Source organism: Actinoplanes sp. CA-030573 (genome assembly GCF_050951115.1).
Taxonomy (GTDB): domain Bacteria; phylum Actinomycetota; class Actinomycetes; order Mycobacteriales; family Micromonosporaceae; genus Actinoplanes.
This window is the reverse complement of the sequence record NZ_CP192038.1, coordinates 1,508,730-1,531,105: the sequence shown is the minus strand read 5'-3', so window position 1 is coordinate 1,531,105 and position 22,376 is coordinate 1,508,730. Positions and strand designations below refer to the sequence as shown.

The 22,376-nt window shown below is 72.3% G+C and carries 19 protein-coding genes and 1 pseudogene; 7 read left to right on the top strand and 13 right to left on the bottom strand.

Going from position 1 to position 22,376, the window contains the following annotated elements:
* Window positions 1-10 precede the first annotated feature (10 nt).
* The 3 genes from ACQP2F_RS07085 (at window position 11) to ACQP2F_RS07075 (ending at window position 3,196) form a co-directional block, all read left to right on the top strand.
* The gene (locus ACQP2F_RS07085; protein ID WP_433301776.1) at window positions 11-1,456 is read left to right on the top strand and encodes an MFS transporter; all 1,446 of its coding nucleotides are present in this window, start codon (window positions 11-13) and stop codon (window positions 1,454-1,456) included.
* 20 nt (window positions 1,457-1,476) lie between these two features.
* Entirely contained in the window at window positions 1,477-1,872 is a 396-nt protein-coding gene (locus ACQP2F_RS07080) for a globin (RefSeq protein ID WP_433301774.1), read from the top strand.
* A 70-nt stretch (window positions 1,873-1,942) separates the two neighbouring features.
* Window positions 1,943-3,196 (top strand): PKD domain containing protein, encoded by a 1,254-nt coding sequence (locus ACQP2F_RS07075; RefSeq protein WP_433301772.1) that lies wholly within the window; start codon window positions 1,943-1,945, stop codon window positions 3,194-3,196.
* Window positions 3,197-3,451: 255 nt separating this feature from the next.
* On the opposite strand, the gene ACQP2F_RS07070 is transcribed toward ACQP2F_RS07075, so the two are convergent.
* The 5 genes from ACQP2F_RS07070 to ACQP2F_RS07050 all read right to left on the bottom strand — a co-directional run bounded on the left by ACQP2F_RS07070 (window position 3,452) and on the right by ACQP2F_RS07050 (window position 7,485).
* Window positions 3,452-4,033, bottom strand: coding sequence for a YbjN domain-containing protein (locus tag ACQP2F_RS07070; protein ID WP_433301771.1), 582 nt, complete (start codon window positions 4,031-4,033; stop codon window positions 3,452-3,454).
* Window positions 4,034-4,164: 131 nt separating this feature from the next.
* Window positions 4,165-4,824 (bottom strand): hypothetical protein, encoded by a 660-nt coding sequence (locus ACQP2F_RS07065; RefSeq protein WP_433301769.1) that lies wholly within the window; start codon window positions 4,822-4,824, stop codon window positions 4,165-4,167.
* Window positions 4,821-5,228 carry an acyl-CoA thioesterase gene (locus ACQP2F_RS07060; protein WP_433301767.1) on the bottom strand — a complete coding sequence of 136 codons (408 nt, stop codon included), beginning with the start codon at window positions 5,226-5,228 and terminating at the stop codon, window positions 4,821-4,823. Before ACQP2F_RS07060 ends, ACQP2F_RS07065 begins: the two co-directional genes overlap by 4 nt.
* The gene (gene ettA, locus ACQP2F_RS07055) at window positions 5,221-6,897 is read right to left on the bottom strand and encodes an energy-dependent translational throttle protein EttA (protein WP_433301765.1); all 1,677 of its coding nucleotides are present in this window, start codon (window positions 6,895-6,897) and stop codon (window positions 5,221-5,223) included. The genes ACQP2F_RS07060 and ettA overlap by 8 nt, the downstream gene beginning before the upstream one ends.
* Before the next feature lie 123 nt (window positions 6,898-7,020).
* The gene (locus ACQP2F_RS07050) at window positions 7,021-7,485 is read right to left on the bottom strand and encodes a hypothetical protein (RefSeq protein ID WP_433301762.1); all 465 of its coding nucleotides are present in this window, start codon (window positions 7,483-7,485) and stop codon (window positions 7,021-7,023) included.
* A 176-nt stretch (window positions 7,486-7,661) separates the two neighbouring features.
* On the opposite strand from ACQP2F_RS07050, the gene ACQP2F_RS07045 reads away from it, so the two are divergent.
* Window positions 7,662-9,098, top strand: coding sequence for an alpha,alpha-trehalose-phosphate synthase (UDP-forming) (locus ACQP2F_RS07045; protein ID WP_433301761.1), 1,437 nt, complete (start codon window positions 7,662-7,664; stop codon window positions 9,096-9,098).
* On the opposite strand, the gene ACQP2F_RS07040 is transcribed toward ACQP2F_RS07045, so the two are convergent.
* The 4 genes from ACQP2F_RS07040 to cobC are packed head-to-tail and all read right to left on the bottom strand — an operon-like array spanning window position 9,084 to window position 12,771.
* Window positions 9,084-9,461 carry a VOC family protein gene (locus ACQP2F_RS07040; protein WP_433301759.1) on the bottom strand — a complete coding sequence of 126 codons (378 nt, stop codon included), beginning with the start codon at window positions 9,459-9,461 and terminating at the stop codon, window positions 9,084-9,086. The genes ACQP2F_RS07045 and ACQP2F_RS07040 overlap by 15 nt on opposite strands.
* Before the next feature lie 27 nt (window positions 9,462-9,488).
* Window positions 9,489-10,676 (bottom strand): uroporphyrinogen-III C-methyltransferase, encoded by a 1,188-nt coding sequence (gene cobA, locus ACQP2F_RS07035; RefSeq protein WP_433301757.1) that lies wholly within the window; start codon window positions 10,674-10,676, stop codon window positions 9,489-9,491.
* A complete protein-coding gene (cobT, locus tag ACQP2F_RS07030; RefSeq protein ID WP_433307379.1) occupies window positions 10,673-11,674 on the bottom strand; it encodes a nicotinate-nucleotide--dimethylbenzimidazole phosphoribosyltransferase in 1,002 nt (333 codons plus the stop codon). Before cobT ends, cobA begins: the two co-directional genes overlap by 4 nt.
* Before the next feature lie 47 nt (window positions 11,675-11,721).
* Complete coding sequence (cobC, locus tag ACQP2F_RS07025) at window positions 11,722-12,771, bottom strand: Rv2231c family pyridoxal phosphate-dependent protein CobC (protein WP_433301755.1); 1,050 nt, start codon at window positions 12,769-12,771, stop codon at window positions 11,722-11,724.
* A 65-nt stretch (window positions 12,772-12,836) separates the two neighbouring features.
* Between cobC and ACQP2F_RS07020 the strand changes: the two are divergent.
* Window positions 12,837-14,936 (top strand): annotated as a pseudogene (locus ACQP2F_RS07020) (transglycosylase domain-containing protein); the annotation flags it as partial.
* A gap of 494 nt (window positions 14,937-15,430) precedes the next feature.
* Here ACQP2F_RS07020 and ACQP2F_RS07015 read toward each other — a convergent pair.
* Both ACQP2F_RS07015 and ACQP2F_RS07010 read right to left on the bottom strand, forming a co-directional pair.
* On the bottom strand, window positions 15,431-16,057 hold the full coding sequence (locus tag ACQP2F_RS07015; protein WP_433301753.1) for a TIGR03086 family metal-binding protein: 627 nt from the start codon (window positions 16,055-16,057) through the stop codon (window positions 15,431-15,433).
* A gap of 149 nt (window positions 16,058-16,206) precedes the next feature.
* A complete protein-coding gene (locus ACQP2F_RS07010; RefSeq protein WP_433301751.1) occupies window positions 16,207-18,600 on the bottom strand; it encodes a cobyrinate a,c-diamide synthase in 2,394 nt (797 codons plus the stop codon).
* A 110-nt stretch (window positions 18,601-18,710) separates the two neighbouring features.
* Between ACQP2F_RS07010 and ACQP2F_RS07005 the strand changes: the two genes are divergently transcribed.
* Together ACQP2F_RS07005 and ACQP2F_RS07000 are read left to right on the top strand one after the other, a co-directional pair.
* Window positions 18,711-19,643 carry an SURF1 family cytochrome oxidase biogenesis protein gene (locus tag ACQP2F_RS07005; RefSeq protein ID WP_433301749.1) on the top strand — a complete coding sequence of 311 codons (933 nt, stop codon included), beginning with the start codon at window positions 18,711-18,713 and terminating at the stop codon, window positions 19,641-19,643.
* A gap of 54 nt (window positions 19,644-19,697) precedes the next feature.
* Window positions 19,698-20,345: a hypothetical protein gene (locus tag ACQP2F_RS07000; RefSeq protein ID WP_433301748.1), complete on the top strand. Its 648-nt coding sequence runs from the start codon at window positions 19,698-19,700 to the stop codon at window positions 20,343-20,345.
* A 161-nt stretch (window positions 20,346-20,506) separates the two neighbouring features.
* On the opposite strand, the gene ACQP2F_RS06995 is transcribed toward ACQP2F_RS07000, so the two are convergent.
* Entirely contained in the window at window positions 20,507-22,033 is a 1,527-nt protein-coding gene (locus ACQP2F_RS06995; RefSeq protein ID WP_433301746.1) for an ATP-dependent DNA ligase, read from the bottom strand.
* A gap of 63 nt (window positions 22,034-22,096) precedes the next feature.
* A complete protein-coding gene (locus ACQP2F_RS06990; protein ID WP_433307377.1) occupies window positions 22,097-22,321 on the bottom strand; it encodes a hypothetical protein in 225 nt (74 codons plus the stop codon).
* Between the last annotated feature and the right edge of the window lie 55 nt (window positions 22,322-22,376).

The window sequence follows — 22,376 nt, the reverse complement described above, 5'->3', positions numbered from 1 at the left end:
TGGAGGACTGGTGTCCGAAGACTCCGCCCGGAAGGCCGACCCGGCCGGCAAGGTGACGGAAAGCGACCGACCGGTTACATTCCGGGACGTCTTTGCCGTCGGCGAGTACCGAGCGATCTATGCGTCGCTGCTGGTCAACTGGGTCGGCGACTACCTCTCCAAGGCGGCCGTGACCCTGCTGGTCTATCAGCAGAGCAAGTCGGTGCTACTCTCGGCGGCCGCGTTCGCCGTCAGCTTCCTGCCCTGGATCCTCGGCGGCACGGTTCTCTCCGCACTGGCCGAGCGGTACCCGTACCGCCGGGTGTTGATCTGCGCCGATCTCTTCCGCCTGGTGCCCACCGCCCTGCTGATCGTGCCGCACATGCCGGTCTGGGCGATGATGTCGCTGATCTTCATCGCCAGCCTCGGCATGCCGCCCACCCAGTCGGCGCGCTCGGCCCTGCTGCCGCACCTGGTCGGGCGGGAGAAGCTGCCGACCGCGATCGCGATCAACCAGACCACCTCCCAGTCCGCCCAGGTCTTCGGCTACCTGGCCGGCGCCACGATCGCCACGGTGATCAGCCCGCGGCTCGCGCTCGGCGTCGACGTGCTGACCTTCGCCCTGTCGGCCTCCTTCATCGCCTTGGGCGTACGCCCCCGGCCGGCGACACGCACGCGGGCCCAGCGCACCGATCTGCTGCACGAGTCGGCCGAGGGCTTCCGGCTGGTCCTCGGCCGGCGGGTGCTGCGCTCGATCGCCGTCCTGGTCTGCCTCATGAGCCTGTTCGCGGTCGCCCCCGAGGCGCTCGCGGCGGCGTGGGCGGCCGAGGGCAGCGCCGACCCGACGACCCGCGGCCTCGACCAGGGTCTGATCATGGCGGCCGGTCCGATCGGCTTCGTGATCGGCGGCCTGCTCACCACCCGGCTGGCCGCGCCGTCGACCCGCGACCGGCTGATCCGGCCGTACGCGGTGCTGAGCACGCTCGTGCTGGTGCCGGTGATCGCCGGGCCGCCGCCGGTCTGGGCCGCCGTCCTGGTGGCGCTCTCCGGCATCGCCCAGGGCGGCCTGTCGCCGACGCTCAACGGCAAGTTCGTGCTGATGATCCCGCACGGCTACCGCGCTCGCGCGTACGGCGTGGTCCAGATGGGCATGCAGCTCAGCCAGTTCGCCGGCGTGATCATCAGCGGCGTGCTGGCCGACCTCTTCCGGCTGCCGCTGGTGGTGGGACTGATCAGCGTCGCCGGCACCGCCGTGATGGGCGGCCTGGTCGCGCGCTGGCCCACCGGCCGTGAGTTCGACACCGCCATCGAGGAGGCGGCGGCCACCCATCCCCCGGCCGTTCCCGCCCCGTCGCCGGCGGCCGACTCGTATCAACCTCACCACGCCGCCAAGACGCCGGGCGAGACCACGGCCGCCGCCAAGTCGTACAAGCCGCATCACGCGGCCACGACGAGCGTCACAACGGAGAGCTCCTGACCGCCTGGCAGGATGGACAGGTGACCGCACCAGCTCCGGACGAGACCTCCTTCTACGACGCGATCGGCGGCGAGCCCACCTTCCGCCGGCTCGTCGACCGGTTCTACGCGGGCGTGGCGGCCGACCCGCTGCTGCGGCCGATGTATCCCGAGGAGGATCTGGGCCCGGCGGCCGACCGGCTGGCGCTGTTCCTGATGCAGTACTGGGGCGGCCCGAACACGTACTCGGCCTCTCGTGGCCATCCCCGCCTCCGCATGCGGCACGCGCCCTTCAAGGTCGACCCGGCCGCCCGCGACGCCTGGCTGACGCACATGCGCGACGCCGTGGACTCGCTGGAGCTGCCGGCGGAATACCGGACGGCGCTCTGGGACTACCTGGAGCGGGCGGCCTACTTCATGGTCAACCACATGGACTGAGCGTTTCTCGGGCCCGCGCTGGATCGTTTGTCGAGGTGCAAGTCTCGATCACTGACCTGGAGCCGCCCGCATGCGTCGTCGTCTGCTCGCCGCCGCCGTCATCGTCGCAGCCGCCGTCGCCTGCGCCCATCCCGCCGAGGCCGATCCGGCCCAGGCCACGATCGTCTCGGCCAACCCGGTCGACTGGACACCGCACGTGCTCGACGGGACCGTCTGGAGCATGGCGGTGGTGGGCGACACCGTGGTTGTCGGCGGCGCGTTCACCAAGGTCGCCGACAGCGGCCGCAAGAACACGTACGCCCGCAAGAACATCTTCGCGTTCGGGCTCGCCGACGGCCAGATCCGGCCCTTCGCCCCGGACGTGGACGGCGCCGTCTATGCGCTGGCCCCCGGCACCGAGGGCACGGTCTACGCGGGCGGCGCGTTCAAGTCGGTGAACGGCGCCGACCAGCGCGGCCTGGCCCGCATCTCGCTCTCCGGCCAGCGGGTGACCTCGTTCGGCGCGAAGATCAACTGGGGCGATGTGCGGGCGCTGGCCACCCGCGGCACCTTCCTGTACGCGGGCGGGACCTTCTCGGCGATCAGCGGGGTGAACCGCGCCGCGCTCGCCCGGATGAACGCGACCACCGGCGCGGTGGACACCGGGTTCGACGCCCGGCTGACCGCCCCCGGCCTGAGCCGGACCCGGGTCGAGCACTTCGACATCTCCCCCGACGGCCGGCGGCTGGTCGCGGTCGGGGCCCTGCTCAAGTCCGGCTCCTACGACCGGACGCAGATCGCCATGTTCGACGTCTCCGGCGCGGCGGCGGCGCTGACCAGCTGGTACACCGACGCGTACAAGCCGGCCTGCATGAAGGGCTTCGACACGTACCTGCGGCAGGTGAAGTTCTCGCCCGACGGCTCCTACTTCGTGGTGGCCGCGACCGGGCGCGCCTCCTCGCCGGACCGCCTCTGCGACTCGGCCGCGCGCTTCGAGGCCGGCGGCACCGGGCGGCACAACCCGACCTGGGTGCAGCGCACCGGCGGGGACTCGCTCTACGCGGTCGCGGTGACCGGCTCGGCTGTCTATCTGGGCGGGCACCAGCGCTACTTCGACAACCCGTACGGCACCGACGCGAAGGGCCCCGGCCCGGGCGCGGTCTCCCGGCCCGGCATCGGCGCGGTGAGCCCGACCACCGGCCGGGCGCTTTCCTGGAACCCGACCCGGGCGCGCGGCGTCGGCGTGCGGGTCTTCCAGGTCGTGCCGCACGGCCTGCTGGTCGGCTCGGACACCGACGAGCTCGGCCACGAGTACCACGGCCGCGTGGGCATGTTCCCGCTCTGAGGCCTCGTCGCTCTGCTCATTTGGACGCGCCGGCTGTGGACAGCTTCGCGAAAGTGTCGTACGCGGGCCCTAATCTCTCCCCCACCCAGTGACGTGGGTGGGGTGGGTGTGGGCCGGCGGTGCGACGGGCGATTCGGCGCCCGCGCCCTTCGACAGGAGCCCGCGCGTATGGGTGAGCAGAGCAAAAGGGCGCCGCGCGCCCGTCCCGGCGGCCGCCATCGCGGCGGCGGCGGGTGGGCGGCGGCGCCGCAGAAGTCAGAGCAGGGCGCCCTCGTCGTGGAGCCAGTCGACGAACGACGTGGCCACGGCCGCGCCGCAGTCGAGCATCTCCACCAGCAAGGCGTCGTGGCAGCCGGCGGCCAGCGGGACCTGCAGCTCGGCGTAGATCGGGAGCTGGCCCCGCTCGGTCGGGTCGCCCACGTAGGCCTTGCAGAAGCGGCGCGTGTGGTTCCACTCGTTGACCACGCGGTAGGCGCGGTCGGCCCAATCCGGCGGCACGGTCGAGTGCGGCCGGGCGCGCATCACCAGGATCTCGTCGTCGGGGCCCTCGAGCGTGAACAGGACGGCGTGCCGCTCCCACATTGCCAGCAGGCTGCCGCCGCCGTCGGCCAGGAACCGGATGTCGAGCATGTCGAGCGCCTTGCCGATGCGCGCCAGTGTCACCGCCGCGATCTGCTGCTCGCTCTGCTCCGGCTGCACCTCGGAGGGAACCACCACCCGGCTCGGCTCGCGCTGCGCCGGTACCCCGACCCGAACGGTGCTGCGCACCATTGAATCCCCGTCGGTGTCCGGCGCGTTACCCGCGGCCGAACCCGGACGCCATGACCACCACGGCATCGTTGCGCACCTCACTCCCCAGCAGACCCACCACCGGACGTAGCGAGTGGATCCGAGGGCCGACGGTACCCGTACAGGTCGCGGAGGTCATCCCCCCAACCGGAGGGCGGAACCGGTCGTCCGATATGGCATCACCCTTTCGGGTGACTACCTATAGGCATAACAGCCAATTTTGTGACTGGCTGTAGCCAGGCGACTCCATATGGTGCCGAAAGACCCACCCAACGGCCCGCCGTGCGGACCCGGGTGTCGGGCACGTCGGCGCCCGCGGGACCCAGGAAACCCATTCGGGAGACGGCCTGGACGAGGCGCTGGGAGACTTCCACCGGGCCGCCCCCGGCCGGCGTCACGACCAGGGCGACGTGGTCGAGCAGCGCGTCCCGCACCGCCCGCTGGCCGACCGAGCGGCCGGCGAGCCCGCCGGACGAGATCTCGCGCAGCGTCCCGGCGGCGGCCGCGGCCAGCCGGGTCAGCTCGCTCGCCGACACGGTCTCGACCGTCTCGGCGGCGGCCGGCGGAAGCGGCCAGCGCCAGTCCGCGTCGCGCCGGGACGGCAGCCGGTCGCCGCCGCCGGCCAGCACGGCCAGCAGCTCGGCGGCGGAGACGGTGGCGTCGTCCGGCCCGCGCCCGGCGACCTCGCGGGTGACCAGCACGTCCCACGGCAGGCGCGCCCATAACGCCGTACGCCCGCCGGATGCCCGCAGCCGCACCGGAGCGCCCGGATCGAGCCGGGTCAGCCGGGCGAGGAAGGCGCCGGCGTCGGGCACGCCGGTGATGCCGTGCTGAGTCATGCGGCCAGGTAGGGACGCAGGAACTCACGCTCTTCCGGGGTGAGCCGGCGCGGATGCCCGTTGGCCAGGTTGTACGGCACGCAGACCGACCGGGCCCGGCTGGCCAGCACGCCGTCGTCGAACAGCTCGTAGGCGACGGTGAACGATGCCGCCTTCTGCTCGGAGATCCACATCTCGATGCGCACCGGCTCGCCGTAGTCGACCGGGCGCAGGTAGTCGATCTCGTGGCGGGCGATCACGATGCCCTCCTCGAACGACCCGAGCCCGTGCTGCCGGGCGCCCACGAAGAACATGGCAACGCGCGCCTCCTCGTACAGCGTGAGGAAGCGCGCGTTGTTGACGTGCCCGTACGCGTCCATGTCGGACCAGCGCACGGACACGTCATAGATGAACTTGTCAGTCACGAGTGAGCTTGCGGTAGGTGACCCGGTGCGGCCGGGCGGCCTCCGCGCCGAGGCGGTCGATCTTGTTCTTCTCGTACGCCTCGAAGTTGCCCTCGAACCAGAACCACTTGTCCGGGTCCTCGTCCGTGCCCTCCCACGCGAGCATGTGGGTGGCGACCCGGTCCAGGAACATCCGGTCGTGGGAGATGACCACGGCGCAGCCGGGGAACTCCAGCAGCGCGTTCTCCAGGCTGGACAGCGTCTCGACGTCCAGGTCGTTGGTCGGCTCGTCGAGCAGGATCACGTTGCCGCCGATCTTCAGCGTCATCGCGAGGTTGAGCCGGTTGCGCTCGCCGCCGGAGAGGACCTTGACCGGCTTCTGCTGGTCGGGGCCCTTGAAGCCGAACGCCGCGACGTAGGCCCGGGACGGCATCTCGACCTTGCCGACCATCAGGTGGTCGAGTCCGTCGGAGACGACCTCCCACACGGTCTTGCTGCCGTCGAGGCCGGCGCGGTTCTGGTCCACGTACGACAGCTGCACCGTCTCGCCGATGCGCACCGAGCCCTCGTCCGGCTTCTCCAGCCCGACGATGGTCTTGAACAGCGTGGTCTTGCCGACGCCGTTCGGGCCGATGATGCCGACGATGCCGTTGCGCGGCAACGAGAACGACAGGTGGTCGATGAGCGTGTGCCCGTCGAAGCCCTTGACCAGGTCGTTGACCTCGATCACCGTGTTGCCCAGGCGCGGGCCCGGCGGGATCTGGATCTCCTCGAAGTCGAGCTTGCGGGTCTTCTCGGCCTCGGTCGCCATCTCCTCGTAGCGGTCGAGACGGGCCTTGCTCTTGGTCTGGCGGGCCTTCGCGTTCGACCGCACCCACTCCAGCTCCTCGGTGAGGCGCCGCTTGAGCTTGGCGTCCTTGCGGCCCTCGACCGCCAGGCGCTGGGCCTTCTTGTCCAGGTACGTCGAGTAGTTGCCCTCGTACGGGTACGCCCGACCGCGGTCGAGCTCGAGGATCCAGTTCGCCACGTTGTCCAGGAAGTACCGGTCGTGGGTGATGGCGATGACGGTGCCCGCGTACTTGGCCAGGTGCTGCTCCAGCCAGCTCACGCTCTCGGCGTCGAGGTGGTTGGTGGGCTCGTCGAGCAGCAGCAGGTCGGGCGCCTGCAGCAGCAGCTTGCAGAGCGCGACCCGGCGGCGCTCACCACCGGAGAGCTGGGTGACGTCGGCGTCCGGCGGCGGGCAGCGCAGCGCGTCCATCGCCAGCTCGAGCTGCGAGTCGATGTCCCACGCGTCGGCGTGGTCGAGCTCCTCCTGGAGCTTGCCCATCTCCTCCATCAGCTCGTCGGAGTAGTCGGTCGCCATCTGCTCGGCGATCTTGTTGAACCGCTCGAGCTTCGCCTTCGTCTCGGCGACTGCCTCCTCGATGTTGCCGAGGACGGTCTTCGCGTCGTTGAGCGGCGGCTCCTGGGCCAGCATGCCGACGGTGTAGCCGGGCATGAGCCGGGCCTCGCCGTTGCTGGGCGTGTCGAGCCCCGCCATGATCTTGAGAAGGCTGGACTTACCGGCGCCGTTCGGACCCACCACGCCGATCTTGGCGCCGGGCAGGAAGTTCAGCGTCACGTTGTCGAGCACGACCTTGTCGCCGTGCGCCTTGCGCGCCTTCTCCAGGACGTAGATGAACTGGGCCACGGTGCGCCCTACCTCCGCGATCGTTGATTTTCAAGCCGGACGGGTTGCCGAATGCAACGGCCTATCTTTCCAGGTCCTCTTCCGGCCTCCGTAGTCAACCCCGCGGGGCTTCCCCGGATTCCCTCACTCGGACTCGACGACCGGGCTCGACTGGTCGCGCTTGCCGTCCGCGCGGTACAGCGAGAACCGCTTGCGGGTGACCTCGAAGCGGTTGCCCTTCTGGTCGTACACCTCGTACTCGCCGTCGCCCACGGCGCGCACACCGGTCAGGAAGAGGCCGTTGTCGTGCTGCTTGAGCGGGCGGTCGCCGGTCTTGCCCTGGTAGTAGAGGCCCTGGTTCGCGTCCTGGCAGATCCAGACCGTGGTGTGGTCGGCCGTGACGATCTTGAGCACCTGGTACAGGCTCTGGCCCGCCGTCTCCAGCGTCGCGTCCGGGCACAGCGGCCCATCTACCGCCGGGGCCGACGCGACCGGCGCGGTATCCGACGTTTCGGAACCACCGGGCTGGGAATGTGACCGGTCCCGCTCGCCGAGCACGAACCCCGCCGTTATCCCGATGATCGTGAGGAAAACGGTGGCGATGACCACAGGGAAGAAAATCGGACGCCGTGGCGGGGAAAGATCGGCGGACGGTGTCACCGGCTCAGGATGGCACCCGGCAGCCACCCCGGTCCAACGAGGCTGCATAGGAGTGGGCACGCCTCGAGCGCTTACGCACAGTAGGCTCGGGGTGGGAACAGAAACGACCCGGAGGTGCACTCAGCGTGGCCGAACGAAGTTCCTTCGTCGTTGTCGCCAACCGTCTTCCCGTCGATGAGATCACCACTCCGGACGGGGAGCGCCAATGGCGCACGAGTCCGGGCGGCCTGGTCACCGCGCTGCACCCGGTGCTGACCGAGCACGGCGGCACCTGGATCGGGTGGGCCGGCGGCACCGGCGAGGCGCCGGAGCCGTTCGAGCTCGAGGGCATCCACATCCACCCGGTGCCGCTCAGCGCCGAGGAGCTGGAGCGCTATTACGAGGGCCAGTCGAACGCGACGATCTGGCCGCTCTACCACGACGCCGTCGAGACACCGGTCTACAAGCGGCGCTGGCGTGAGGCGTACCGGCTGGTGAACCAGCGCTTCGCGGAGGCCGCGGCCGAGGTGGCCGACGAGGGCGCCACCGTCTGGGTGCAGGACTACCAGCTGCAGCTCGTGCCGGCCATCCTGCGCGACCTGCGCCCCGACCTGAAGATCGGGTTCTTCCTGCACATCCCGTTCCCGCCGATCGAGCTGTTCATGCAGATGCCGTTCCGGGCCGAGGTGCTGCGCGGACTGCTCGGCGCCGACCTGGTCGGCTTCCAGCAGCGGCTGGCGGCGCAGAACTTCGTACGGCTGGCCCGGCATCTTCTCGGTCTGCGGTATGAGGGCCAGTCGATCCAGGTGGACGGCCGCAAGGTCCGGGCGGGCGCGTTCCCGATCAGCATCGACACCCGCGAGATGGAGCGGATGGCGGCCGATCCCCAGGTGCAGGCGCGGGCCAAGCAGATCCGGGCCGAGCTCGGCGACCCCGAGACCGTGATCCTCGGCGTCGACCGGCTCGACTACACCAAGGGCATCGAGCTGCGGCTCAAGGCGTTCCGCGAGCTGCTGGCCGACGGCAAGCTCAAGGTCGGCGACGCCGTGATGGTGCAGGTCGCGACCCCGAGCCGGGAGCGCGTCGAGCACTACCAGACGCTGCGGGTCAAGGTCGAGCGCGAGGTCGGCCGGATCAACGGCGAGTTCGCCCGGGTCGGTGTCCCGGCCGTGCACTACCTGCACCAGTCGTACAGCAAGCAGGAGCTGGCGGCGATGTACGTGGCGGCCGACGTCATGATGGTGACCCCGCTGCGCGACGGCATGAACCTGGTGGCCAAGGAGTACGTGGCGTGCCGGGGCGACTCCGGCGGGGCGCTGGTGCTCAGCGAGTTCGCCGGGGCGGCCACCGAGCTGCGGCAGGCGTTCCTGTGCAACCCGCACGACCCGGACGGCGTCAAGGAGGCGCTGCTGCGGGCGGTCGCGGCCGAGCCGGCCGAGCTCAAGCGGCGGATGCGGGTCATGCAGCGCCATCTGCGTACGCACGACGTCGCCGAGTGGGCCCGCACGTTCCTCGACGAGCTGGCCGCGGCCGCCGGCAAGGACGAGGAAGCCGCCGCCCCGCCGGCTTCAGTCGACGTATAGGCAGAAGGGATGGCCGGCCGGGTCGAGGTAGACCCGGACGTGCTCCTGGGGCTGGAACGAGGCGAGCGTGGCGCCGGCCCGCTCGGCGTGCGCGCCCGCCTCGTCCAGGTCCTCGACCCGGATGTCGAGATGGACGCTCATCTGCTGATCGCCGGGGCCGGCCGGCCACACCGGCGGCACGTGGTTCTTCTCGGTCTGGAAGGACAGCCCGGGCCCGCCGGCCGGGGCGCCGAGCGTGACCCAGTCGGGCTCGTCCTTGGTGGCGGTCCAGCCCAGCAGCCGGTGGTAGAACGCCGCCAGCTCCCGGGCGTCCGGGGAATCGAGCACGATCCCCGTGAGCATCATCTGCGGCCGTGAATCCATGTCACGTTCCTACCCGCCGTGTTCGGGCTATAACCGGACGTCGACCACGTCTCCGATGACGACGGTGGCGGGCGGGCGCAGGCCGGCCTCCACGGTGTCGGCCGCGACCGCGCCGAGCGTGCTGCGCAGCGACCGCTGGTGCGCGGTCGAGCCCTCCTGGACCACGGCCACCGGAGTGGTGGCGGGGCGGCCCTCGGCGATCAGGCGGGCGGCGATGGCGGCCAGGTTCTTCAGGCCCATCATCACCACGACCGTGCCCCGCAGCCGGCCCAGCGCCGGCCAGTCGACCAGCGACTGCGGGCTGTCCGGCGCGACGTGGCCGGAGACCACGGTGAACTCGTGGGCGACGCCGCGGTGGGTGACCGGGATGCCGGCCAGGGCGGGCGCCGCGATCGAGCTGGTCACGCCGGGCACGACCAGCACCGGGATGCCGGCCGAGGCGCAGGCCAGGGCCTCCTCGCCACCACGGCCGAAGACGTACGGGTCGCCGCCCTTGAGCCGCACCACGAACTTCCCCTCGAGGGCCCGTTCGACCAGGATGCGGTTGATCTCCTCCTGCGCCTTCGACGGCCCGTACGGGATCTTGGCCGCGTCCACGAACTCGACCTCCGGCCGCAGATCGCCGAGCAGCAGGCCGGGCACGAGCCGGTCGGCCACCACGACGTCGGCCGCGGCGAGCAGCCGGCGGCCCTTCACGGTGATCAGCTCGGGGTCGCCGGGGCCGGCGCCGACCAGGGCCACGCCCTTGTGCTCGGGCGTGGCCGGGGGCTCGGTCTCGAGCGCCTGGGCGACCAGATCGCGTACGGCCATCGCCCGCCGCCGGTCGCCCCCGTCCGTGACCGCCACCGTGACCTGCCCGTGCCGGGTCACCGCCGGGGTCCAGGCGGTGGCCGCTTCACGGTCGTCGGCCCGTACGCAGAAGATCCGGTGCTCCTCGGCCGCGGCGCTCACCTGGGCCGCCGCCGCCGGATCGTCGATCGCCACCTGCACCAGCCAGGCGCCCTCGACGTCGGCCGGCTCGAACTTCCGCCGCTGCCAGGTCGCCCGCCCGGCGTCGACGTAACCCTGCAGCGCCGGGGTGAGCTCGGGCGAGACGATGTCGATGACCGCGCCCGCCGCGATCAGGGCCGGCACCCGCCGGGTCGCCACCGCGCCGCCGCCTACGACCAGCACCCGCCGGCCGGTCAGCCGCAGCGCCATCGGATAGAGGCTCACTTCTCCGACACTCCCGCCGAGTCGAACGTCGCCACCTCGTGCAGCACCCGCACCGCGGACGCCACCACCGGCAGCGCGAGCACGGCGCCGCTGCCCTCGCCGAGCCGCATGCCCAGGTCGAGCAGCGGGGTGAGGCCGAGGTGGGCGAGCGCGACGGTGGCGCCGGGCTCGGCCGAGCGGTGCCCGGCGACCATGGCGGCGACCGCGTCGGGGGCGAACGCGGCGGCGGCCAGCGCGCCGGACGCGGCGATCACGCCGTCGACGATCACCGGGATCCGGTGCGCGGCGGCGGCCAGGATGAAGCCGGCGATCGCCGCGTGCTCGAGGCCGCCGACCGCGGCCAGCACGCCGAGCGGGTCTTTTTCCGCCGCGGCGTGCTTGGCCAGCGCCGACTCGACGACGGAAACCTTATGCGCGTGCGTGGCGTCGTCGATGCCGGTGCCACGGCCGGTGACCGCGGCCGCCGGCGAGCCGGTGAAGGCGGCGATCAGGGTCGCGGCCGGGGTCGTGTTGGCGATGCCCATGTCGCCGGTGAGCAGGCACATCGCGCCCTCGGCGATCAGCCGTTCGGCGACCTTGACGCCGACCTCGACCGCGGCCCGGGCCTCGTCGCGGGTCAGCGCCGGCTCGACCGTCATGTCCCGGGTGCCGCGCCGCACGTTGGCGTCGACCAGCCCGGCGGCGACCGGGAGCGGGTTGGCCACGCCGACGTCGACCACGGTGACGCGGGCGCCGGCCTGGCGGGCGAACGCGTTCACGACCGCGCCGCCGGCCAGGAAGTTCGCCACCATCTGGGCGGTGACCTCCTGCGGCCAGGGGCTGACTCCCTGAGCATGCACGCCATGGTCGCCGGCGAAGACGGCGACGGCGGCCGGCTCGGGCAGCGGCGGCGGGCAGGCGCCGAACAGGCCGGCCAGGCGCACCGACAGCTCCTCGAGGTCACCGAGCGAGCCGGCCGGCTTGGTGAGCCGGGACTGCAGCTCACGGGCGGCGGCCATGGCCGGCTGGTCGGCGGGCCGGATGGCCGCCACGGTCGTCTCCAGGGTCACGATCGCTCCTCGATCACGTCGGTGAGAGCCGCCACGAATGCGTCGGTGATCGCAGTGTCGCGCACGGCGATCCGCAGCCAATCGGGGCCCAGGCCCGGGAAGGTGTCGCCGCGGCGCACGGCCCAACCGCGTTCGCGCAGCTCAAGTCTTATCTTCTCGGCTTCCGGCAGGCGTACGGTCACGAACGCACCGGCCGGAGAACCGGCGACCGTGAGGTTCGGCACTCGCGCGAGCCGGCGAAGCAGATGGTCCCGCTCGGCCGCGACGCGCGCCGCGATCTCCCGCTCGGCGGCGATCGCGGTCGGTGACGCACAGGCGATCGCGGCCGCGAGAGCCGGCGTCGAGACCGCCCACAGGGGCCGGCACGCGGCCAGGCGCGCGAGCAGGCGGGCCGGCCCGAGCAGATAGCCGATACGCAGGCCGGCCAGCCCCCAGGTCTTGGTCAGGCTGCGCAGCACGACCAGCCCCGGAAGATCGTCACGCTCGGCCAGCGACTCGGGCTCGCCCGGCACGCCGTCACGGAACGTGGTGTCGGCGAAGGCCTCGTCGACCACCAGCACCCGCCCCGGACGGGCCAGCTCGGCGATCTCCGAGGCCGGGTGCAGCACCGAGGTCGGGTTGGTCGGATTGCCCACGAAGACCAGGTCGGCGTCCTCGGGGACGAGCCGCGCGTCGAGCCGGAAACCGTCCTCGGCCCGCAGCAGCACCCGGTCGACGTCGTGGCCGGCGTTGCGCAGGGCGGCCTCGGGCTCGGTGAACTGGGGGTGCACGACGACGGCGTGCTCGGGTTTCTTGAAGTGCGCGAGAAGCACGAAAGCCTGCGCCGCGCCCGCCGTCAGCAGCACCTCCTTCTCGCTCCGCCGATGCCGGCGGGCCACGGCGGCAACCGCCTCACGATCGTCCGGATAGGCCCTGAGCTGCGACAACGACTCCAGGATCGGGGCCGAAAGCCACGCCGGCATCGGCTCGTGCCGCACGTTGACGGCCAGGTCGATCAGCCCGGCGCCGACCTCCGCGTCGCCGTGATGCCCCAGGTCGAACGTCATGCCATCAGCATGCCGGACCGTTTTTCACGTCTCACTTCGGCCGTTTCGTCGGGACATGAACGGTTTTGTCATACCTTCGGGAGGTGGCAGCCGGAAAGATTGCTCCCCTCGTCCGCGCCGGCCTGATCGCGGGTCTCGTGATCGCCGGTCTCGCCTACCCACTGGCGGCCCTCGCCGGCATCGGCGTCAAAGCCGGCTCCGACGCCCTGGCCCGCATGCCGGAGAACCTCATCGAGGTGCCCAGCGCGCAGACCACCTACGTGTACGCCAGTGACGGCAAGACGCTGCTCACGATGTTCTACGAGGAACACCGCAAGCCGATCAAGATCGGGGACATGTCGCCGTACATGACCGAGGCGATCGTGGCCTCCGAGGACTCGCGTTTCTACGAGCACCACGGGGTCGACGCCAAGGGCGTGGCGCGGGCCTTCGTCGCGAACCGGCAGGCGGGCGGCGTCGCCCAGGGCGCGTCGACGCTGACGATGCAGTACGTGCGGATGGCCCTGCGGGACAGCGCCAAGACGCCGACCGAGGCGCTCGAGGCCACCGAGCAGACCACGCAGCGCAAACTGCGGGAGATGCGGCTCGCGATCGAGCTCGAGAAGCGGTTGTCGAAGCAGGAGATCCTGGAGCGCTACCTCAACTCCGCCTACTTCGGGCATCGGGCGTACGGGATCTTCGCCGCCGCCCAGGTGTTCTTCTCCAAGACGCCCAAGCAGCTGAACCTCAACGAGGCGGCCCTGCTCGCGGGACTGGTCAAGGCGCCCTCGGCCTACGATCCGGCGGCCGGTGACCAGCGCGCGGCCACCAACCGGCGCAACTACGTGATCGACCAGATGCTGAAGATGGCCGTGATTACCCCGAGCCAGGCGGCCGACGCGAAGCGGGCGAAGATCCGGCTGCGCCTGAGCACGCCGCCCAACGACTGCGTGTCGATCGCCGAGCCGCACAACGACTGGGGCTTCTTCTGCGACTACCTCAAGTCGTGGTGGCGCGAGCAGCCGGCTTTCGGCGCCACCCCCGAGGACCGCGAGGAGAACCTGCGGCGCGGCGGCTACCAGGTGATCACCTCGATCGACCCCAAGATCCAGGCGTACGCGATGAAGCACGTCCTGAACAAGGAGAAGATGCGCAGCCGGTACGCCCACGGGCAGGTCATCATCGAGCCGGGCACCGGGCGGATCCTCTCGATGGCGGTCAACCGGCACTACTCGCTGCAGCCGAACCCGAAGAAGGGCAACTACCCGAACACGGTCAACCCCCTGCTCGGCGGCGGCACCATGGCCGGTTACCAGGCGGGGTCGACCTTCAAGATCTTCACGATGCTGGCCGCCCTCGACTCGGGCCTGCCCCTGGACACGTCGATCTACGCGCCCCAGCAGTACGTGTCGAAGTACATCACCGCGCCCGGGCCGGCGACCTGCGGAGTGCACTGGTGCCCGAAGAACTCCACCAAAGCCATGACCGGTAACCAGACCATGTGGAGCGGGTTCGGCAAGTCGGTGAACACGTACTTCGTCCAGCTCGAGCAGAAGGTGGGCGCGGACAAGGCGGTCGCGATGGCTTCGCGCCTGGGCCTCAAGTGGCGGACGGACGTCGACCAGAAGCTGGCCACGCCCGAACACGCCTCCGGGTGGGGCGCGTTCACGCTCGGGGTGAGCGACGCGACGCCGATCGAGATGGCGAACGTCTTCGCGACGCTGGCGGCCGAGGGCGAGTACTGCGAGCCGCTGCCGGTCCGGGTGATCCAGAACCGCGACGGCTCGAACCTGAAGTACCGGGGCCAGCTGGTCGCCGGGCCGCGATGCCACCGGGTGGTCTCGGCCGACGTGGCCCGCGCGGCGACCGATGCCGCGCGCTGCGTGACCGGTTACGGTTCCGCCCGCGGCGGCTGCGGCGGGTGGTCGACTTCCCCGATGGTGTACGCGACACTGCACCGTCCCGTGGCCGGCAAGAGCGGCACCACCGACAGCAACAAGACGGCGTGGTTCTGCGGCTTCACGCCCCAGCTGGCGGGCGCGGCGTTCGTGGCCGATCCCGACGATCCCAACGACTACGTGGGCGCGGGCCGCTCGACGATCTCGAAGTACACGCTGGCCGAGACCTTGCGGGATGCGCTGAAGGGCCAGCCCAAGCTCAAGTTCACCCCGCCGTCGAAGCAGATCGCCTGGCACGGCGTCGACAAGAACGACCAGAGCGCCGACGCCACCACCGCGTCGATCGACGGGGCCGATGGCGGCGGCACGAGCGCCGGCGTCAGCAAGAGCGACACGAACGGCGGAGGCAAGCACAAGAAGCACCACCGCAACCACAAGCACAGCGCCGGCACCCAGAGCGGCGACACCCGGAGTGACAGCGCCCGGGGCGGCAGCGCCCGGGGCGGCAGCGCCCAGGGCGGCAGCGCCCAGGGCGACAGCACCAGAGGCGACAGCAATTCGGGCGGCGGCGTCCGGGGCGGCGCCACCGGCAAGCCGGGGAAGTCCGACCACAACGGCCACCGGACCGCCAAGACCGACGGCAGCCGCAAGCACCCCACCGGCGGCACCGGCCGCGCCAGGTCCGGCCAGACCGACACCACCGGCTGGAACGGCGACTGACCTGGTCGGACTAGCGCCGGCGGCCTGCGTCGACGCCGCGGGTGCGTCGACGCCGCGACGGGTCAGGCGGCCGGGGCCTCCGGTCGGCGCCGGCGGCGGGGCTCACGCCAGGCGGGGTCGCGGCCGGCCAGCGCGAGCGTCTGGTCGAGCAGGGTGGCCTCGTCGTCGTCGATTACGCGCGGGCCGAACTCGCCGGGCGTGCCCACGGCCGGACCCTGCTCCAGGAACTCGATCAGCACCTCGAGCGTGCGCGGATCGGCGAAATACTCCTGGCCGGTGCCCTTCGCGAGGTCCCAGCTGTGGACGATCAGCTCGTTCATCGCCGTGATGCCGAGCGCCGTCGCCGGCATCTCGACGCCGCCCACCTTGGACGTGCCGGTCCAGGCGGCCGGATCTTTCCAGGCGGTGGCCAGGTCTTCGAGCAGGACGGGCAGCCGGCTGCGCCAATGTCGGGAGAGGTGCTGCGCGGACGGCCGGGGCGGCGCGCTCTCGGTGCCGGGAGCGTCGGTGCGTTTGCGAGCCGCCTGGGTGAAGGCGAGGGACAGGGCCATCAGATGGTCGAGCAGAGCGGCGACGGTCCAGTCGGGACAGGGGGTGGGGCACCTCAGCTCGTCGTCGTCGATCCCCAGGAGGAGCGCTCGCAGTCTACGAACCGGCGGGTCGAAATCCAGCGGCACACGATCGGCCACGGTCGTCCTCCTTCGGGTCGTCGGTGTTAAACCCACGTTACGGGTGAGGTACGACACTTTCGCGTTCAACGAAGGGCGTTTTCGCGACAGGGCTGGTTTCCGCTCCGAACGTCCGCCCGAGATCCGGCCGGACGGCGGATTGGCCCTGTTCAGGACGTGGTGATGTCGGCCGTGTCGGAGAGGTCGGGCACGCTGGCGACACCGGAGGCCGGAGCCGGTCCGGAGTCGGGCGACGGCCCGCCCGCCATCGGCCCGGAGCCGGGCGCCGGCGGCAGTCCACCCATGATCGGGCCGGAGCCGGGCGCGGGTGGAAGATCGCCGGCCATCGACCCGGACCCGGGTGCGGACACATATCCGCTCATCGGCGCGGGCCCGGGCGTGGGCGCATACCCGCTCATCGGCGCGGGCCCGGGCGTGGGCGCATACCCGCTCATCGGGGCAGAGTCGGGAGTGGGCGTATAACCACCCATCGGCGCGGACCCGGGAGTGGGCGCATACCCGCCCATCGGGCCGGAGCCGAGCACGGACGGGTAGCCGCCCATCGGGCCGGAGCCGGGCGCGGGCGGAAGGCCGCCGGCCATCGGCGGACGCGGGCGGCGGCGCGGAGCCTGGTCGTGCGGACCGCCGGCCGGACCTTGGGGACGGTGATCGGGTAGCGCGCCCGGCGACGAAGGCTGGGCATGCGGCGGTCCATAGGAGTCGTATTGCTCCGGTGGGACGCCGGCGCCCACCGGCGGCCCGAAGAACGGCTCGCCCGGCACGAACGGCGGCAGGTCATGCGGCAGGTCGTGCGGCATCGCGGGCGCGGACGCCAGCGCGGCGGCCGGCATCGACACCGTCGGCGGCTCGCCGTGCGGATCCGCCGCCGGGCTGTGCGGCTCACCCTGCGGGCCGTGCGGCTGCGACTGCGGGCCACGCTGCGACTGCGACCGCGACTGCGACTGCGACTGCGACTGCGACTGCGCACCATGCTGCGGCTGCGCACCATGCTGCGACTGCGCACCATGCTGCGACTGCGGACCGCGCGGCTGAGTGCCCTGCGGCTGGGGGCTGTGCGGCTGCGAACCGTGCGGCTGAGGGCTGCGCGGCAGCATACCCTGCGGCTGGGGGCTGTGCGGCTGTGGACCGCCGTGACCCTGCGCCCCGTGTGGCTGGGCGTGCGCCGGCGGCGGGCCCGGCCGCTCCCCGGCCGGGCCGGCGATCGCGGCGGCGACCACCCGCTTGGCGATCTCGGGGGCGGCCGCCCAGTGCAGGCCGAGCTGCGAGGCGTGCACCTGGCGCCAGACGAAGCCCTCGGGATTGCCGCCCGACCAGGTCCAGGCGGGCACGTTCCCGGCGCGCGGCGTCATGATCGCGCGGTGCTGCTTGTAGCCGGTGATCCGGGCGCCGGCCGGAGCCAGCAGCGACGTGGTCGGCGCCGTCGCCTCGCGGTAGCCGGCCACGGTCTGCTCGCCGGTGACCGCCGACGTGTCGATCACCGCGCACATCGGCCGGCCGTCGAAGTCACGCCCGAGCCAGGGCAGCGCCACGCCCTCGGCCACCACCGGCCAGCCGTCGTGGGCGAACTTGGCCACCGCATTGCAGAGCCGTCGGTTGGCGGAGAGCTCCTCGGCGTACCCCTCCGGAAGTCCACCACCGACGACGAGGGCGCGCGTGCCGGCCGGGAGCGACTCGTCACGCAGTGGGTCGACGACGGCGACATCGGCGCCCGCCGCGGTGAGGAGCTCGGCCGTCTCGACGTACGTGTAAGGCGCACCCGGACCACCCGCAAGCGCGACGATCGGACGCTGCTCGAAGTCACCGCCCACCGCATCGCCCGGCGTCCAGATCGGGCCGGGCAGCGCCGGCGCGCCCCCGGCCAGCGCCATCAGCCGCTCGAGATCGAGCCCGGACAGCACCGCCTCGCCCAGCCGCCGCACCGCCCGGCTCGCCTCGACCGTCCGGTGCGCGACCGGAACCGGGCCGTGCGCGCGGGCCGGCAACACGTTCGGCAGATCGCCGCGGCGCAGCGCGCCCAGCACCGGCATGCCGATGTCGTCGAGCGCCGTGCGCAACATCTGCTCGTGCCGCGACGAGGCGACCCGATTGAGGATCACGCCGCCCAGGTGGACCATCTCGTCGAACATCCGGAAGCCGTGCACCAGCGCCGCCAGCGAGTGACCCATCGCGGCCACGTCGACCACCAGCACCACCGGCGCGCGCAGGGTGGCGGCGACCGCGGCGGTGCCGTCCACCTCGGGCTGGCCGGTCAGTGAGTCGAACAGACCCATGGCGCCCTCGATCACCGAGAGCTGGGCGCCCGCCGCGCCGTGCGCGAAGAGCGGGCCGATCCGCTGCGCGCCCACCAGCCGGGGGTCGAGGTTGCGGCCCGGACGGCCGGCGGCGAGACCGAGGTACGCCGCGTCGGTGTGATCGGGCCCGACCTTGAAGCCCGCCGCCGGAATGCCCCGAGCCACGCACGCCGCGAGCAGACCGACCGCGATCGCGGTCTTTCCGTGCCCCGAGGAGGGCGCGCTCACGACCAGGCGGGGCTGGGCGCTCATCAAAGGTTCTCCCGACTTGTCACTGGGCCGCCGTGCAGGTGAACAGGGCCGCCGTCGGCACAGTACCTGGCTCCGGGAGGTGACGCCGGTCCGCCGGGTAGCCTCGTGGGGTGTACCGGTTCCTGCTGACACCGCGCTGGCTGGGCGCCGCCGCGCTGACCGTGGTCGCCGCCGTGATCATGGTCATGCTCGGCGACTGGCAGCTCCATCGGTACCAGGAACGCAGCGCGATCAACGCGCGCATCGACGCCGCTGACTCGGTCCGGGCGGTGCCGCTGATCTCGGTCCTCGAGCGGCCGAGCCGGGCGGGGCACGCCGGCTCATCGCCCGGCAAACGCTTGGCGTGGACAAAGGTCGAGGTCAGCGGCCGGTACGACGTGACGCACGAGATCCAGGCGCGCGGGCGGACCGTGGACGGGGACGTCGGATTCGAGATCGTCACGCCGCTGGTACTGGCCGACGGCACGGCCGTGCTGGTCGACCGCGGCTGGGTGCCGGCGCCGGCCGCCGGGGCGGGCGCCGCTCCGGTCGTGCCGCCCGCGCCCACCGGCGATGTCACCGTGGTCGGCCAGATCCACCTGTCGGAAAGCCGACCCACCGCCATCGAGCACCGCAATGGCCGCCTCGACACCAGGCGCATCACGGTCTCCCACTTGGCGGGACAGATGCCGTACCCGCTCTATGGCGCCTACGTCCTGCTCACCGACCAGACCCCGCCGAACGACCCGGCCTTCACCCGCATCCCCATCGATCACGAGGACGCCTGGCAGAACGCGGGTTACACGGCGCAGTGGTGGCTCTTCGCGGCGATGGCGCTTTTCGTGTACGTCTGGCAGGCCCGCAAGGAGGCGCAGGGTGCCGGCCGGTCCGAGGGCGCCCCGACCGCGAAGCCGAGCCTGCGCGACCGCGTGGCCGAGGCCGACCGCCGGCGCGAGGCCGCCCGCTTGGCCGCGCTGAGCGCCCCCGTCGACCGCGTGGAGGAGGCCGACCGCAAGCGCGCCGAGGCGGAGGCCAAGCTCACGGCCCCGAGCGGCCAGGACTAGGCCGCGACGGAAGCCAAGCTCGCGGCCCCGGGCGGGCACGACTAGGGTCGCGGCATGACCTCGTCGCCGAGCGACCCGTGGGGAGCGCCGGCTCCGCCGCCGGACGATCCGTGGAGCGTCCCGTCGCCGTATCCCCCGGCTGCGCCGCCCGCCGGTCCCGCGTCCGCACCGCCCGCGGCCCCGGCATCCGCGCCGCCGGGAGGGTCGCCGGGCTCGGTGCCGGCTCCGGCTCACCCGGTCTCCGGCCAGCCGGCGTCGTCACCGCCCGCGCACCCGCCGACCGTGCCGCTGCCGGCCAATGCCCCCACCGCCCCGGTCTCGGCCTACGTGCCCCCGCCCGACCCCCAGCCCGGGCCGGTGATCATGCAGATCGCCGAGATCGCGGTCACCTCGACGACGGTGCACACCCCGACCGGTGACATTCCGCTCGCCGGCTCGCAGTGGCAGGTCAACGACTACTGGTTCAGCCAGCAGCGCATCCCGCGGTGGGCGGTCATCGCGGCGATCGTCGGCTTCTGCGTCCTGACCGTCTTCAGCCTGCTCTTCCTGCTGGTCAAGGAGAACGTCATGCAGGGCACCGTGCAGGTCACCGTGACCAACGGCTCCCGGCAGTACGTCGCCCGCATCCCGGTGGCCGACCAGAACGGCGTGACCGCCATCAACCAGCAGGTCAACTACGTCCGCACGCTGGCCGCCCTCTAGGGTCTGTCCCGTGGATCACGCGAGTGCGAGGCGCGGTCCAGGTGGTGGCTGACGTCGGCCGCGAAGCGGCCGCATCCCGGTGTTGGATTCGGGCGTTTCGCGGACGCCGTCAGGCGCCGCCTGGGCCCCGCCGCAGCCCCGCGTGATCCACGGGACAGGCCCTAGCCGGCCGGCGGGAGGTGCGCGCCCAGCGCCTTGACCGTGTCGATCGTGTCGGCCTCGGCCGCCCGTTTGTCGTCGCGGTAGCGCAGCACCCGGGCGAACCGCAGCGCCACGCCGCCGGGGTAGCGCGGCGACGTCTGGACGCCGTCGAAGGCGATCTCGACCACCTGCTCGGGCCGCACGGTCACCACCCAGCCGTTGTCGCCGGTGGCCAGCTCCTGGAAGCGCGCGGTCTGCCAGCGAAGCAGCTCGTCGGTCAGGCCCTTGAACGTCTTGCCCAGCATCACGAACCCGCCCGTCGCCGGGTCGAGCGCGCCCAGGTGCAGGTTGGACAGCCAGCCCTTGCGACGGCCGTGCCCCCACTCGACGGCCAGGACGACCAGGTCGAGCGTGTGCCGGGGTTTGACCTTGACCCACGCCGAGCCGCGGCGGCCGACGTCGTAGGGGGCCTCGAGCGCCTTCATGACAACGCCCTCCTGACCGGCGGCGAGCGCGGCGGCGAAGGCGGCCGCGGCCTGCTCCTCGGTCTCGGCGATGGTGCGGCCGACCAGCAGCTCGGCGGGCAGGGCGCCGGCGAGCGCGGACCAGCGGACGTGCGCGGGCTCGTCGAGCAGGTCGGCGCCGTCGAGGTGCAGCACGTCGAAGAAATAGGGCACCAGCGCCGAGGTGACCGCGCCGCGGGTGGCGGCGCGGCTCGACGTCTCCTGGAACGGGCGGGGGCGGCCGGACGCGTCGAGCGTCATCGCCTCGCCGTCGAGCACGGCCTCGCGCACGGGCAGCTTGCGGACCGCCTCGACGACCTCGGGCATGCGGGCGGTGATGTCGTCGAGGCTGCGGGTGAAGACGGCGACCTCGTCGCCCGAGCGGTGCACCTGGATGCGGATGCCGTCGAGCTTCACGTCGACCGCGGCCGGGGCGCCGGTGGCGAGCAGGGCGGCGCCGACGTCGGGGGCGCTCTGCGCCAGCATCGGGGTGAGCGGGGTGCCGACCCGCAGATGGATCTCGGCGAGGGCCGCGGCGCCGCCGGTGAGCGCGGCCACGGCCACCTGCTTCAGGTCGCCGGAGAGCAGCAGCGCCCGGCGCACCGCGGTCAGCGGCACCTCGGCCGCCTTGGCGATCGCGTCGGCCAGCAGGCCGGCCTGGGCACCCTGCCGCAGCTCGCCGCCGAACAGGCCGACCAGCAACCGCTGCTCGTCGGCGGTGGCGGCGCCGAACAGCGCGCCGAGCAGGTCACGCCGGCGGGCCTGGGAACCGGCGCCGGCGACGACCGAGATCTCGGCGATCGCGGCGTCGACCTCGCCGACCGTGAGCGTGGGCTCGGCCGCGGGCGCCGGCCGGTCGCGCAGGCTGGCATAGCCCACCCCGGTCTGCCGCTGCCGCAGCTCGCCGGCCAGATAGGCCGAGCCGGCCGCGATCTCGCCGGGATCGAGGCGGCGCAGGGCGTCGGCCAGGAGCTCGATCTTGGCCTTGCGCCCCGAGGTAGCACTCACGGCGGCCGAGGTGGCCGCCAGGTCTGAGAACCGCACGGCCCTATCCTGGCAGCCACCTACGACATTTTCCGGCGAGACGAAGCGACCCCCGTCGCGGCATCAGGCGGCCAGCGGCTCGGCGATCCGGAAGCCTCGGGCCCGGACCGCGTCGGCGACGCGGGTGACCTGCGCGTCGAGCGCGCAGAGCGTGGCAGAGATCTCGTCGAGGTGCTCGGTCAGGGCGGAGTCGTCCCAGCCGGAGACGTCGACGTCGTCGAGGGCGCGCACGGCGGCCCGCAGGCGGACGATGGACTCGAGGCGGTCGTTGGATCGAAGACGATCGATCGCGTCGCGCGGCCCGACAAGGCGGGGCCGCACCAGGAGGGTCACGGAGTTGCCC

Bases quoted from the DNA above. Each gene is read 5' to 3' on its own strand.
- ACQP2F_RS07075 (WP_433301772.1), top strand. From the start codon at position 1,943: ATGCGTCGTCGTCTGCTCGCCGCCGCCGTCATCGTCGCAGCCGCCGTC.
- ACQP2F_RS07070 (WP_433301771.1), bottom strand. From the start codon at position 4,033: ATGCCGTGGTGGTCATGGCGTCCGGGTTCGGCCGCGGGTAACGCGCCG.
- ACQP2F_RS07065 (WP_433301769.1), bottom strand. From the start codon at position 4,824: ATGACTCAGCACGGCATCACCGGCGTGCCCGACGCCGGCGCCTTCCTC.
- ACQP2F_RS07040 (WP_433301759.1), bottom strand. From the start codon at position 9,461: ATGGATTCACGGCCGCAGATGATGCTCACGGGGATCGTGCTCGATTCC.
- cobT (WP_433307379.1), bottom strand. From the start codon at position 11,674: ATGGCCGCCGCCCGTGAGCTGCAGTCCCGGCTCACCAAGCCGGCCGGC.
- cobC (WP_433301755.1), bottom strand. From the start codon at position 12,771: ATGACGTTCGACCTGGGGCATCACGGCGACGCGGAGGTCGGCGCCGGG.
- ACQP2F_RS07010 (WP_433301751.1), bottom strand. From the start codon at position 18,600: ATGAGCGCCCAGCCCCGCCTGGTCGTGAGCGCGCCCTCCTCGGGGCAC.
- ACQP2F_RS07000 (WP_433301748.1), top strand. From the start codon at position 19,698: ATGACCTCGTCGCCGAGCGACCCGTGGGGAGCGCCGGCTCCGCCGCCG.